General features: G+C 71.1%; 13 protein-coding genes. All 13 read right to left on the bottom strand.

All coding sequences use genetic code 11. The annotated features are described in order from the left end of the window. Positions 1–38: 38 nt before the first annotated feature. Positions 39–1,211, bottom strand: a complete 1,173-nt coding sequence (locus tag ABZS54_RS38700; RefSeq protein WP_355546893.1) for a lysophospholipid acyltransferase family protein — start codon at positions 1,209–1,211, stop codon at positions 39–41. Beyond that, positions 1,204–2,238, bottom strand: a complete 1,035-nt coding sequence (locus ABZS54_RS38695; protein ID WP_355546891.1) for an NAD-dependent epimerase/dehydratase family protein — start codon at positions 2,236–2,238, stop codon at positions 1,204–1,206. Before ABZS54_RS38695 ends, ABZS54_RS38700 begins: the two co-directional genes overlap by 8 nt. A 275-nt stretch (positions 2,239–2,513) precedes the next feature. Continuing rightward, on the bottom strand, positions 2,514–2,612 hold the full coding sequence (locus ABZS54_RS38690; RefSeq protein WP_012854759.1) for an AURKAIP1/COX24 domain-containing protein: 99 nt from the start codon (positions 2,610–2,612) through the stop codon (positions 2,514–2,516). A gap of 119 nt (positions 2,613–2,731) precedes the next feature. Then, positions 2,732–2,935 carry a helix-turn-helix domain-containing protein gene (locus tag ABZS54_RS38685; RefSeq protein WP_020549639.1) on the bottom strand — a complete coding sequence of 68 codons (204 nt, stop codon included), beginning with the start codon at positions 2,933–2,935 and terminating at the stop codon, positions 2,732–2,734. A 146-nt stretch (positions 2,936–3,081) separates the two neighbouring features. Further along, a complete protein-coding gene (locus tag ABZS54_RS38680) occupies positions 3,082–3,900 on the bottom strand; it encodes a phosphatase (RefSeq protein ID WP_355546889.1) in 819 nt (272 codons plus the stop codon). Positions 3,901–3,954: 54 nt separating this feature from the next. Continuing rightward, positions 3,955–5,157 (bottom strand): acetoin utilization protein AcuC, encoded by a 1,203-nt coding sequence (locus ABZS54_RS38675; protein ID WP_355546887.1) that lies wholly within the window; start codon positions 5,155–5,157, stop codon positions 3,955–3,957. 32 nt (positions 5,158–5,189) lie between these two features. Further along, positions 5,190–6,392, bottom strand: a complete 1,203-nt coding sequence (locus tag ABZS54_RS38670; protein WP_355546885.1) for an MFS transporter — start codon at positions 6,390–6,392, stop codon at positions 5,190–5,192. Positions 6,393–6,457: 65 nt separating this feature from the next. Then, positions 6,458–7,141, bottom strand: a complete 684-nt coding sequence (locus ABZS54_RS38665) for an HAD family hydrolase (RefSeq protein ID WP_355546883.1) — start codon at positions 7,139–7,141, stop codon at positions 6,458–6,460. Beyond that, positions 7,138–7,947, bottom strand: coding sequence for a pyrroline-5-carboxylate reductase (gene proC, locus ABZS54_RS38660; protein WP_355546881.1), 810 nt, complete (start codon positions 7,945–7,947; stop codon positions 7,138–7,140). Before proC ends, ABZS54_RS38665 begins: the two co-directional genes overlap by 4 nt. A gap of 84 nt (positions 7,948–8,031) precedes the next feature. Continuing rightward, a complete protein-coding gene (locus tag ABZS54_RS38655; protein ID WP_355546879.1) occupies positions 8,032–8,769 on the bottom strand; it encodes an ABC transporter permease in 738 nt (245 codons plus the stop codon). Continuing rightward, entirely contained in the window at positions 8,766–9,557 is a 792-nt protein-coding gene (locus tag ABZS54_RS38650) for an ABC transporter ATP-binding protein (RefSeq protein WP_355546877.1), read from the bottom strand. The genes ABZS54_RS38655 and ABZS54_RS38650 overlap by 4 nt, the downstream gene beginning before the upstream one ends. 173 nt (positions 9,558–9,730) lie before the next feature. Continuing rightward, positions 9,731–11,584 (bottom strand): dihydroxy-acid dehydratase, encoded by a 1,854-nt coding sequence (gene ilvD, locus ABZS54_RS38645; RefSeq protein WP_355546875.1) that lies wholly within the window; start codon positions 11,582–11,584, stop codon positions 9,731–9,733. A gap of 142 nt (positions 11,585–11,726) precedes the next feature. Further along, a partial coding sequence (locus ABZS54_RS38640; RefSeq protein WP_355546873.1) for a TetR family transcriptional regulator occupies positions 11,727–12,317 on the bottom strand: 591 nt, incomplete at its 5' end.

The following is a 12,317-nucleotide window of genomic DNA, read 5'->3' as shown; positions in this document are numbered from 1 at the left end:
GGGGGGGGGGGTGCGTGGGCCCCCCCCCCCCCGACGCCCTAGAAGAAAACCGACCGACGCTGCATCAACAGCCGGTAGATGGTGTGCTGGATGGTCTCGCGCACCTCGTCGGTGAGGTTGAACACCACCATCGGGTCGTCCGCCGCCTCCTGCGCGTACGCGTCGGTGCGGATCGGCGCGCCGAACTCGATCCGCCACCGGGTCGGCAGCGGCACCAGGCCGAGCGGGCCCAGCAGCGGGAAGATCGGAGTGACCGGGAAGTAGGGCAGGTTCAGCAGCCGGGCGAGCGTACGCACGTTGCCCACCATCGGATAGATCTCCTCGGCGCCCACGATCGAGCACGGCACGATCGGCACCCCGGTGCGCAGCGCCGCCGAGACGAAACCGCCGCGCCCGAAGCGCTGCAACTTGTACCGCTCGCTGAACGGCTTGCCCAGGCCCTTGTAGCCCTCGGGCCACACCCCGACCAATTCGCCCTTGGCGAGCAGGCGTTCGGCGTCCGCGTGGCAGGCGAGGGTGTGTCCGCTCTTGCGCGCCACCGCCCCCACCAGGGGCAGTTGGAAGACCAGGTCTGCGGCGAGCAGCCGCAGATTGCGCTGATCAGGATGGTGGTCGTGCACCGCCACCTGGGTCATCAGCGCGTCCACGGGCAGCGTGCCGGAGTGGTTGGCGACGATCAGCGCACCGCCCTTGGCCGGGATGTTCTCCAGGCCGCTGACCTCGACCCGGAAATACTGCTCGTAGACCACCCGCAGCGCGGCCATCAGCTTGTCGTTGAGCTCGGGGTCGAAACCGAACTCGTCCACCTCGTAGTCACCGGTGATCCGCCGGCGGAGGAAGGCGAGCCCGTCCGCGGCCTTTTCCTCCCAGCCCGGTCCGGCCACGCCGTCCAGCAGCCCGGCGGCGGCACCGCCCACGACCCCGCCGACCGCGCCCGCGAGCGACCCGAGCACCGAGCGCCCGGTCCCCGGCGCCCGCCTGGGTCCCGCACCCGCGCCCGCGCTCTCCTCACGCTCGCGGACCGACCGCTCCCGGGCCGGCCGCTCCTCGGCCGAGCGCCCCTCGATCGACCGCACCGGCACCTCGCCCTCGACCGGCTCGGGTACCCGGACCGCCCGCGCGGGTCGGGTGGTCCGTCGCCCCGACCGGGGCGCGGGCGTCCGCGCCCCGGAGGCGGCACCGTCGAAGGGAATGATCCGGGCGTCACCCATCGGGGCTCCTCCTGGTGAGCAGCAACGTGGCGAGTCGATCGGGCACCTGTGCCAGGCGCCTCGGGTCCAACAGGCCGGCCGAATATCGACCCCAGGCATAGTCGGCGAACGTCTCGGCCGTGCTCCTGGCCGCGACGAAGCCCAGTTTCTCCCGGGCGCGCGTGGGGTCGACCACACGCCCATGGGTGAGCAGCCGCACCTGCTCGGCGGACAGGTGCACCGATCCCGCGCGGCGCAAACCCTGATTCACCAGACCGACCGCGGCGGCCGGGAAGGGCAACACCGGTCGGCCCAGCCGACGCGCGGCCTGGGACAGGAACAGCACCCCCTCGGCGGCGATGTTGTAGGTGCCCGGCCGATCGGCCAGCACGGCGATCCGCAGTGCCTCCAGCAGGTCGTCCTCGTGCACGAACTGCAGGCGGGGGTCGTAGCCGAGCACCGTCGGCAACACCGGGAGCCCGAAGTAGGAGCCCATCGGCGAATCGGTCCGCGGCCCGAGCTGCGGCGCGAACCGCAGCACCGTGACCGCGACATCCGGCCGGCGCCGGGCGAAGCCGCGCACGTAGCCCTCGATCTCGACGGCGTCCTTGGCCCAGCCGGCGGAGGGCTGCACGCGCGGTTCGGTGTCCTCCGCGAACAGCGCGGGATCGCGCGGCGAACCGCCGTAGACGGCGGTGGTCGAGCGCACCACGAGGCGGCGGATCGACGGCGCCTTCTGGCAGGCCGCGAGCAGCTGCATGGTGCCGATGACGTTGGTCTCCTTGATCGAGACCGCGCCGCCGTGGATCGGCGGCACCTCGCTGGGGCTCAGGTGCACCACGGTGTCCACCGCCGCCGAGGCGACCACCTTGGCGATCATCGGGTTGCGGATGTCGGCGAGCACGAAGTCCACTCCGTCGGGGGCGGACGCGGGCTCGACCATGTCGACCCCGATCACCCGATCGACGCCCGGTTCGTCGCGGATCATCCGTACGAAATCGGCCCCCGGGTCGCCGGCTACACCGGTGACCATGACGACACGTCCCATGCTGTGCCTCCCCCCGCCCATGTTTGCCCGCCAGGTGATCGCCACGCAGCCGAATGGTTACGGAACGCATACGCGAGGCGGCAAGTTCCAACGTATCCGTCCCGACTACCCGCCGGGCGCGCGTTTACGAGGCGTTCACGCCGGCATCTCGGACCCGCCCGCCGAGACATCCATCCGCAACACCCCGAAACGCACGACGACCGCCCGACGCGTCCCCGGAAGGGAACACGACGGGCGGTCGCCCAAGGCTTCAGCGGCATACGCCGGTGGGATGCCTACTTCTTGTTGCGACGCTGCACACGCGTCTTCTTGAGAAGCTTGCGGTGCTTCTTCTTCGCCATGCGCTTGCGACGCTTCTTGATGACAGAGCCCACCGACAACCCTCGCTCACGTGACGTTCCTACCGCGCGGAGCCGGATCAGCCCGCACAACTGGGGGCCAGCCTACTCGCCGCCCCGGCCCACCTCTAAACGAGGCGGTCCGTAATGCCCCCCTACGCTGTTTCCACGTAGGAGTCTCGCAGGTAGTCGTGGACGGCCTGCTCCGGAACTCGGAAGGACCGACCAACCCTGATGGCCGGCATCTCGCCACTGTGGACCAGGCGATACACCGTCATCTTGGACACCCGCATCACCGCGGCCACCTCGGCCACAGTCAAGAAGTTGACCTCGTTGAGAGGCCTCTCTCCAGAAGCCATGACGCACCGAACCATTCAGCACGCGTCGGGCGCCGGCTTCCCCTCCGGCGACTGCCACACGCACGTGCGTCCCTCCAGAGTAGTGGCGTGTGGTACCAGTGGGGAAGAGGAGTAGTTATCCCACCTGAATCGCCCATCAGGCTGTTTTATGGATTGATTCCGGACAGTCCGGACCGATCAAGCACGTACGCCATGAGCGGTTTGTACAGGTGCGGCGCGACGTTGTCGTCGAGTGGGACGACCACCTCGACCCGGCCCTCCTCAGCCGCCACGAACAACGCGGGATCGTTGCAATCCGCGAATCCGATCGTGGGAACACCCGCCTGACCGGCGCCTCCGGCCCAGCCGTGGTCGCCGATCAGCAGATCCGGAAGCGGCTCGCGCGCGGCCGCCAACTCGGCCAGCATCGCCCGGATTCCGCGCGCGGAGTGGGTGTGCCGGAAGTCTCCCTCGTCGTCGACGACCATGGCGACGTCGCCCCGGTACCGGATCGTGCGGCTCTGCCCGCCCTCGGCGGTCGGCGTGCGATAGGTCCAGCCCGCGGCGGGGCGCAGGAGCGTACACCCGGCGTCGCGCAGCACGCGCGCCAGCGTGCGGTACCACTCCTGTAGGCCGTTCGGGTGGCCCGTGGCCACGATCACCCGCTCGCGGCGTTTGCCGGCCAGCATCACCCGATCCGCGTACGCGTCCAAGGCGGCGATGGTCAGATCCGGGTCGATGGTGTCCTGGCCGTTGCGGTGGCCGGGATCGGCGACCACTCCGCAACGGCGCACCATCAGGGCCAGCACGTCGTCCGCGTTCCACCGACCGTCCGGTTCGAGGCCGAACAGATGGCCGGGGTGCCGCTCGCTCATCAGTCGGTAGTGCCGGAGGTTGTTCTCTCTCGTGGTCGCCACGTCGCCGGCGATCCGGCCGCGCACGAGGTGGGAGCGAAGCTCCGCGGGGGTGGGAACCGCAACGGTCACGCACAGCTCCTTGAGTCACGGGTCGAGGTCACGGCACGCGTCTGGAGTACCGGGTCAAAGGTCGAACATCGGGTCGAGACCGTGCGCCGGGAAGACCGCACGCCGGGTGGCCAGAATTGATTGGTCGGTCCGGTCCGCCGGGTCGTAGCCCGTAGAGAATGGCCGAAAATCGCCGGTCCCGCCGTCGGTCATCCGCTGCGGTCCCGTTTCGCGGGTCAGCATTCGGACCTCCTCGCGCCAGTCGAGCGGCACGTCCCGGGCGGGGTCGATGGGGTGTCCGGCCGCCTCGGCGACCAGGTGCGTCCAGGTGCGCGGGACCACGTCCACCGCCGCGTAGCCCCCGCCCCCGGTGGCGATCCAGCGCCCGCCGGCGTGTTCGTGCGCGAGCGCGTGCAGCGCGGCGTGCGCCGTGCGCTGCGCGTCCACGCTCAGCGCGAGGTGGGCGAGCGGGTCCTCCACGTGGGTGTCCGCGCCGTGCTGGGTGACCAGCACGTTCGGGCGAAAGGCCGCAAGCAGCGGCGGCACCACGGCGTCGAACGTGCGCAGCCAGGCCGCGTCGGCGATCCCGGGCGGGAGCGCGACGTTGACCGCGAAGCCCTCGGCGTCCGGCCCGCCGACCTCGTCCGGGAAGCCGGTGCCCGGGAACAGGAAGCGCGGGCTCTCGTGCAGGCTGATGGTGAGCACGCGCGGGTCGTTCCAGAACGCCTCCTGCACACCGTCACCGTGGTGCACGTCGATGTCCACGTAGGCAACCCGTTCGGCGCCGAGTTCGAGCAGGCGCGCGATCGCCAGCGCGGGGTCGTTGTAGACGCAGAATCCGGCCGCGGCGGCGGGCATCGCGTGGTGCAGGCCGCCCGCGAAGTTGATCGCGTGGTCGGCGCCGTCCGGGTGTTCCGGTCCCAGCCACACCGCGTCGGCCGCGGCGATCGAGGCGCCGGCGATCAGCGCGGACACGTCGTGCATGTCCGCGAACGCCGGGGTGTCCTCGGTGCCGATCCCGAACGCCGGATCGGCCTTTCGGGGATCGAGCGAAGCGGCGCGCACGGCGGCGACGTAGGCGTCGGTATGCACCGTGGCCAGTTGCTCGTCGGTGGCGATCCCCGGCGCGCACACCCGCAGTTCCGGCAGGTTGTGCAGGCCGAAGGCACGGATCAGGTCGATGGTCAGGCGCAGGCGTACCGGCTTCATCGGGTGCCACGAGCCGAAGTCGTAACCGGTCATCCGGTCGTCCCACATCACGTGCACCGCTCGACTCATGCGGTCACGCTACCGCCCGGGTCGGCCCGCGATCATCGGTCGTGAGCGGGTTCACCGTGTGGGGCGAAGGCGCGGGCCAGCGGCACCACGGCGAGCACCAGGAACAGCGGCACCAGCATCGCGACGCGGAACGAGGCGAGGTCGGCGATCCCGCCCACGAGCGGGGTGCCGACCAGGAAGCCGACGTAGTTGAAGATGTTGAGGCGGGCCACCGCCTCGTCGGCGTCCTGCGGCGACTGTCGGCCGCCCGCGGCGAAGGTCTGCGGGACCAGGACGCACAGGCCCACGCCCAGGATCACGAACCCGAGCAGACCCACCGCGGCGTGCGGGGCGGCCATGATCACCGCGAAGCCGGCGGCGGCGACCACGGCTCCGCCGCGGACCACGTTGACCATGCCCCAGCGGCGCACGCCGAGGTCGCCCACGCTGCGGCCGACCAGTGTGGTGATCATGTACGCGATGTAGGGGACCACCGCGAACGCCTCGGAGCTGTCCAGCACCTTCTCCAGGTAGACCGCGCTCCAGTTGGCCACCGTCGAGTCGCCGATGTAGGCGAACGTCATCACCAGGCACAGCGGGATCAGCGGGCGCCACGGCAGCTTGCGGGCCGCCGCGTGTTCCGGGTCGGCGACCGGCATCGCGGTGTCCGTTCCCAGGTAGCCGGGGCCGAGCACGAGCAGGGCCGGCACGGTGACCACGACGGCCACCGCGTACATCCACACCAGCGGAACGTCACCCCACGCGCACAGCCCGGCGACACCGGCACCGGCCAGGCCGCCGAGGCTGTACGAGGCGTGGAAGCCGAGCATGATGCTGCGACCGGCGCGGGCCTGGATTGCCACGCCCTGCATGTTCATCGTGGCGTCCACCGCGCCCAGGGAGAGCCCGAACACGAAGAGCACGATCGCCAGTTGCCACAGCCGATCGCCCGCGCCGACCCCGATCAGGACCGCGCACACGATCGGCTGGGACACCCGGAGCACCAGTCGGCTGCCGAAGCGCTTGGCCAGCGCGCCGGCGATCACGCTGCCCACGCCCGCGACGATCGGCACCACCGACAGGACCGCGGTCAGCGTGCCGTCGCCCATGTCGTAGCGGCGCTGGATCGCCGGGATCCGGGTCACCAGGAGGGCGAAGGACACGCCCTGGATCAGGAAGCACGCGAGCAGGCTGAACCGCGCGCGGCGCAACATCTCGTCCTTGGACGGCCCGGCCGCCGACTCGGTCACCTGCATGGGCGTGCACGCTACCGACGGGTCACTTCGACGGACAGAGGCCGGGAAGATCTTTTGATGAATCGTCAGATTCCCTGAGCGGACAAACCGCCCGGCGACGGTCGAATTCCCAGTAGCTCCGGCAGGTCGGCCATGTCCTTGAACAACGAATCGGCGTCCGCCAGCCGCTCCGGCGGGGTCATCGCGGCATAGCCGTGGACGGTCATCCCCGCCGCCCGTGCCGCCTGGACACCCAGCGGACTGTCCTCGACCACCACGCAACGCGCCGGATCGACGCCCATCGCGGCCGCCGCGTGCAGGAACAGATCGGGCGCGGGTTTGCCCTGTGCGACGTCCTGGCTGCTGAACCGGACCGCGTCCGGAAAGTGCCCGATCAGTTCGGTCCGGGTCAGCGCGAGCCGGATCCGCTCGTGCGTGCCGGACGAGGCCAGGCAGTACGGGACACCCGCGAGGTCGAGTGCGGCAAGCACGTCGGCGACCCCGGCCACGGCCTCCAGTTCGGCCCGGAACCCGGCGAACACCCGCTCGTGGTAGACGTGATCGAAGTCCTCGGGCAGCGTGACACCGTCCCGCTCGCGGACGATGGTGTGCACGCGGGCCATGGTGCCGCCGAGGTAGTCGCGCAGCGAGTCCTCGTAGCCGGTGGGCACGCCCAGCTCGGTGAGCAGGCCGGCGAGCGCCCGATTGGCGATCGGCTCGCTGTCCACCAGCACACCGTCGTTGTCGAAGATCACCAGGTCGGGCTTCACTTGAGGCCCTCGGCAATCTCCTGCGACCGGTTGCTCGCGGCCTCCAGCGCGGCCAGCAGCGCGGCGCGCACGCCATGGTTCTCCAGCTCGCGGATCGCCGCGATCGTGGTGCCGGCCGGGGAGGTCACCGCCTCACGCAGCAGCGTGGGGTGCTCGCCCGAGTCGCGCAGCATCACCGACGCGCCGACCGCGGCCTGCACGATCAGGTCGTGCGCGGCGGCCCGCGGCAGCCCGAGCAGGATGCCGGCGTCGGTCATCGCCTCGACCAGGAAGTAGAAGTAGGCCGGGCCGGAGCCGGACAGCGCGGTGACCGCGTCCTGCTGCTTCTCCGGGACGCGGATGGTCTTGCCGACCGAGCCGAAGATCTCCTCGACCCGCGCCAGGTGTTCCTCGGTGGCGTGCGCGCCGCCGGAGATCGCGCTCATCCCCTCGTCCACCAGCACGGGCGTGTTCGACATGACCCGCACCACGGGGGTGCCGGCGGCCAGGCGGGCCTCCAGGAAGGAGGTGGTGATGCCCGCCGCGCCGCTGACGATCAGCCGGTCGGCGGGCACGTGCGGGGCCAACTCGTCCATCAGCGCGGCCATGTCCTGCGGCTTGACGGTCAGGATCAGGATGTCCGCGGCCTTGGCGGCCTCGGCGTTGGTGACCGCCTCCACGCCGTAGCGGCGGCGCAGATCCTCGGCCCGCTCCGCCCGGCGCGTGGTGACCAGGAGGTCGCCCGGGCTCTTGCCCGCCCGGATCATTCCGGACAACAGCGCTTCACCGATTTTCCCGGTGCCGACGACGGCGACCCGCTGAGCCATGGCCCCACACTTTCTCGCGTTCGTTGGTCCACTGGAGGCACGCCGCGTGCCTCCAGTGGCCACCGTACGGTACGTACACGTGTCCTATGGGGTGCGCCGGCGCAGGGTCAGCGCACCGAGCGCGAGGGCCGCGAGCACGCATCCCGCGATCACCGCGACATCGCGAAGCAGCAGGCCGGAGACCTCGCTCTCGGTGGTCAGCCGGAGCATCGCATCCACCGCGTAGGACAGCGGGAGCACATCGGAGACGGCTTCGAGCACCGGCTGCATCTGGTCTCGCGGCACGAACAGCCCGCACAGCAGGAACTGCGGCAGGATCACCGCGGGCAGGAACTGCACGGCCTGGAACTCGGTGTTGGCGAACGCGCTCACCAGCAGCCCGAGGGCGAGTCCGAGCAGCGCGTCCAGCACCGCGACGCACAGGATCAGCCAGGTCGGCCCGGCCACGTCCAGACCGAGCAGGCCGATCGCGAGCCCGGTGGCCACGGCCGCCTGGACCACCGCGACCAGACCGAAGGCGAGCGCGTAGCCGCCGATCAGTTGCAGCTTGCCGATCGGCATGGTGAGCAGCCGCTCCAACGTGCCGGTGGACCGCTCGCGCAGCGTGGCCACCGAGGTGACCAGGAACATCACCACGAACGGGAAGATCCCCAGCAGCGGCCCGCCGATGTGGTCGAACTGCTGCGGCCGGCCGTCGTAGAGCCAGTACAGCAGCGTGAGCAGCACGCACGGTACGAGCAGCATGAGCGCGATGGTGCGCGGGTCGTGCCGCAACTGGGCGAGCACACGGCGCGCGGTGGCGGTGGTGGCGGTGCCGGTCATGACGCACTCCCGGGAACCGAATCCGAAGCCGAAGGCGAGGGGGCGGCAGAGGTCGGGCCGGGCCCGGCCGCGGCGTCGACCAGCGTAAGAAAGGCCGACTCCGCGTCCTGCGTCCCGGTGCGCGCCAGCAGCGCGGCCAAGGTGTCGTCGGCGAGCAGCACGCCGTCGCGCAGCAGCAACAGCCGGTCGCAGCGCTCGGCCTCGTCCATCACATGGCTGGACACCAGCAGCGTGACGCCGCCGGCGGCGAGCCGGTGGAACAGGCCCCACAGATCGCGCCGCAGCACCGGGTCGAGGCCGACCGTGGGCTCGTCCAGGACCAACAGCTCCGGCGCGCCCAGCAGCGCGGCGGCCAGCGAGACCCGGGCCCGCTGCCCGCCGGACAACCGGGCCACGGTCGCGTCCCGGCGGTCGGTCAGGTCCACCTCGCCGAGCACCCGGTCCACCTCGGCCGTGCCGGCGCCCAGGATCGAGCCGAAGTAGCGCAGGTTCTCCCGCACGGTCAGGTCCGCGTAGACCGACGGTGCCTGGGTCACATAGCCGATCGCGCTGCGCAGCCCGGCGTGACCGGCGGGCCGGCCCAACACGTCCAGCCGCCCGCTCACGTGCGCCTGCACACCGACGATCGCGCGCATCAGTGTGCTCTTGCCGCAACCGCTCGGCCCGAGCAGCCCCGTGACACTCCCGCGCGGCACCACGAACGAGACATCGTCGAGCACCACGCGCCCGCCACGCACGACCCGCAGCCCCTCGGCCCGGATCGCGTCGTCCCCGACATAATTCATCATGTGTTGAATATGCGCTCGCCGACCGCCCCTCGTCAAGGACCCGCGCGGGTGTCGGGGCCCAGGCGCGCGACGGGCCCGGGCGCATGACAAGGGACCCGCGCGCACGACAAAGAGCGCCCCGGCCGCAGCCGGGACGCCCTTGTGGCAATCGCCGTGGATCAGTCGGACATGGCTCAGTCGAACATCGACACGTCGCGCACCGCGCCCCTGTCCGCGCTGGTGGCCATCGCCGCGTACGCCTTCAACGCGGTGCTGACCACCCGGTCGCGGTCGACCGGGCGGTACTTGCCCAGGTCGTGCAGCAGCCGTTCGCGACGCTCGGCCAGCTCCTCGAAGGAGACCTCCAGCTCGATCCGCCGGTTCGGGATGTCGATGGAGATGATGTCGCCGTCCTGGACCAGCGCGATCGTGCCGCCTGCCGCCGCCTCCGGCGAGACGTGCCCGATGGACAGGCCCGAGGTGCCGCCGGAGAAGCGCCCGTCGGTGATCAGCGCACACTTCGCGCCGAGCCCGCGACCCTTGAGGAAGGACGTCGGGTAGAGCATCTCCTGCATGCCCGGACCGCCCTTGGGGCCCTCGTAGCGCACGACCACGACGTCGCCCTCCTTGACCCGCTTGGTCAGGATCGCGTCGACGGCCGCCTCCTGCGACTCGACCACCACAGCCGGGCCGGAGAAGGTCCAGATCGACTCGTCCACGCCCGCGGTCTTGACCACGCAGCCCGCCTCGGCGAGGTTGCCGTACAGGATGCCCAGGCCGCCGTCCTTGCTGTACGCGTGCTCGACGTCGCGGATGCAGCCCGCGGCCACGTCCAGGTCGAGCGAGTCCCAGCGCTCGGACTGGCTGAACGCGGTGGCCGAGCGCACGCAGCCGGGCGCCGCGTGGAACAGCTCGACCGCCTCGGCGGAAGGCGAACCGCCGCGCACGTCCCACGTCTTGAGCCACTCGGCGAGCGAATCGGTGTGCACCGAACGCACGTCCTCGTGCAGCAGCCCGGCGCGGTACAACTCGCCGAGCAGCGCGGGCACGCCGCCCGCGCGGTGTACGTCCTCCACGTGGTACGGCGCGTTGTTCGGCGCCACCTTGGCCAGACACGGCACGCGCCGCGAGAGCGCGTCGATGTCGGCCATCGTGAAGTCCATCTCGGCCTCCTGCGCGGCCGCGAGCAGGTGCAGGATCGTGTTGGTCGAGCCGCCCATGGCGATGTCCATCGCCATCGCGTTCTCGAACGCCTGCCGGGTCGCCACGTTGCGCGGCAGCACGCTCTCGTCGTCCTGCTCGTAGTAGCGCTTGGTGATCTCCACCGCCGTGCGGCCCGCGTCCTCGTACAACGCCTTGCGCGCGGTGTGCGTCGCGAGCACCGAGCCGTTGCCCGGCAGCGCCAGGCCCATCGCCTCGACCAGGAAGTTCATCGAGTTGGCGGTGAACATGCCGGCACACGAACCGCACGTGGGGCACGCGGCGTTCTCGATCCGCTCCAGGTCCTCGTCGGAGACCTGGTCGGACGCGGAGTCGGAGATCGCGGTGATCAGGTCCAGGTGCGGGCGCACCCGGCCGTCGACCATGACCGCGGTACCGGCCTCCATCGGACCGCCGGAGACGAACACGGCCGGGATGTTCAGCCGCAGCGCGGCCATCAGCATGCCGGGGGTGATCTTGTCGCAGTTCGACACGCACACCATGGCGTCGGCCTGGTGCGCGTTGACCATGTACTCCACGGCGTCGGCGATCAGCTCGCGCGAGGGCAGCGAGTAGAGCATGCCCGAGTGGCCCATCGCGATGCCGTCGTCGACGGCGATCGTGTTGAACTCGCGCGGGATGCCGCCCGCCGCGGAAATCGCCTCGGACACGATCCGGCCGACCGGCTGGAGGTGAGTGTGCCCCGGTACGAACTCGGTGAAGCTGTTGGCAACCGCGATGATCGGCTTGCCGAAGTCCTCACGCTTGACGCCTGCGGCCATGAGGAGCGCGCGTGCGCCCGCCATTTCGCGACCGTGGGTGACCGTCCGAGACCTGAGTTGCGGCACTGCACACACCCTCTCAGCAATTCACCGGTGGATCCGGGGTGCTTTCGAGCTTACGTCCGCGACCGCGACCGGCGGCGCGGACGTCCACCATGCGACCCGGCGCGAGCCCGGTCGGATCCGGTCCACCCGGGCCGAATCGCGATCAGCCGGTCAGATGGCGCTGCAGGATCGGCGCGAGCCGTTCGGCGATCCGTGCCGCCGGCGTCGAGGCGATCGGCTCCAGCCGCAGCACGTAGCGGGTGAGCGCGACTCCCAGGAGTTGGCTCACGCACAGGTTCGCCCGCAGCGCCCCGTCGTCGCCACCGATCCCCTCGGCCAGGCGCGCGATCAGTTCGGCCCCGACGAACTCGCGAAACGCCGGGTTGCCGCCGTCGGAGACCGCGGTGCGCAAGATGGCCAGCAGCCGAGGACCGGTGTCCGGGTGCTCCCACAGCGTCACGAACGCCTCGGCCAGCCGCTCGCCCGCCTGCTCGACGCCCCCCGCGAACACCCGGCCGACGAGCGCCTCGGGTTCCAGCGGCAGGTCCATCGCCGCGATGAACACCCGGTCCTTGGAGCCGAAGTAGTGGTGCACCAGCGCCGGATCCACCCCCGCACCCCGGGCGATCGCGCGCACCGAGGCACCGGCGTAGCCACGCGCGGCGAACTCGGCGCGCGCCGCCTCCAGGATGCCCTCGCGCGTCGCCGAGGCGTTGCCGCGCCGGCCGGGCGGTCGACCCGGACCGCGCCGCGC

It is taken from the genome of Embleya sp. NPDC005575 (assembly GCF_040605455.1).
Taxonomy (GTDB): Bacteria; Actinomycetota; Actinomycetes; order Streptomycetales; family Streptomycetaceae; genus Embleya.
Note: the sequence above shows the minus strand (reverse complement) of the source record. Positions and strands in the feature narration are given on the sequence as shown.

What these genes read in the sequence shown, in the direction of transcription:
- ABZS54_RS38700 (WP_355546893.1), bottom strand. Translation starts at nt 1,211, where the DNA reads ATGGGTGACGCCCGGATCATTCCCTTCGACGGTGCCGCCTCCGGGGCG.
- ABZS54_RS38695 (WP_355546891.1), bottom strand. Translation starts at nt 2,238, where the DNA reads ATGGGACGTGTCGTCATGGTCACCGGTGTAGCCGGCGACCCGGGGGCC.
- ABZS54_RS38685 (WP_020549639.1), bottom strand. Translation starts at nt 2,935, where the DNA reads ATGGCTTCTGGAGAGAGGCCTCTCAACGAGGTCAACTTCTTGACTGTG.
- ABZS54_RS38675 (WP_355546887.1), bottom strand. Translation starts at nt 5,157, where the DNA reads ATGAGTCGAGCGGTGCACGTGATGTGGGACGACCGGATGACCGGTTAC.
- ABZS54_RS38670 (WP_355546885.1), bottom strand. Translation starts at nt 6,392, where the DNA reads ATGCAGGTGACCGAGTCGGCGGCCGGGCCGTCCAAGGACGAGATGTTG.
- proC (WP_355546881.1), bottom strand. Translation starts at nt 7,947, where the DNA reads ATGGCTCAGCGGGTCGCCGTCGTCGGCACCGGGAAAATCGGTGAAGCG.
- ABZS54_RS38655 (WP_355546879.1), bottom strand. Translation starts at nt 8,769, where the DNA reads ATGACCGGCACCGCCACCACCGCCACCGCGCGCCGTGTGCTCGCCCAG.
- ABZS54_RS38650 (WP_355546877.1), bottom strand. Translation starts at nt 9,557, where the DNA reads ATGATGAATTATGTCGGGGACGACGCGATCCGGGCCGAGGGGCTGCGG.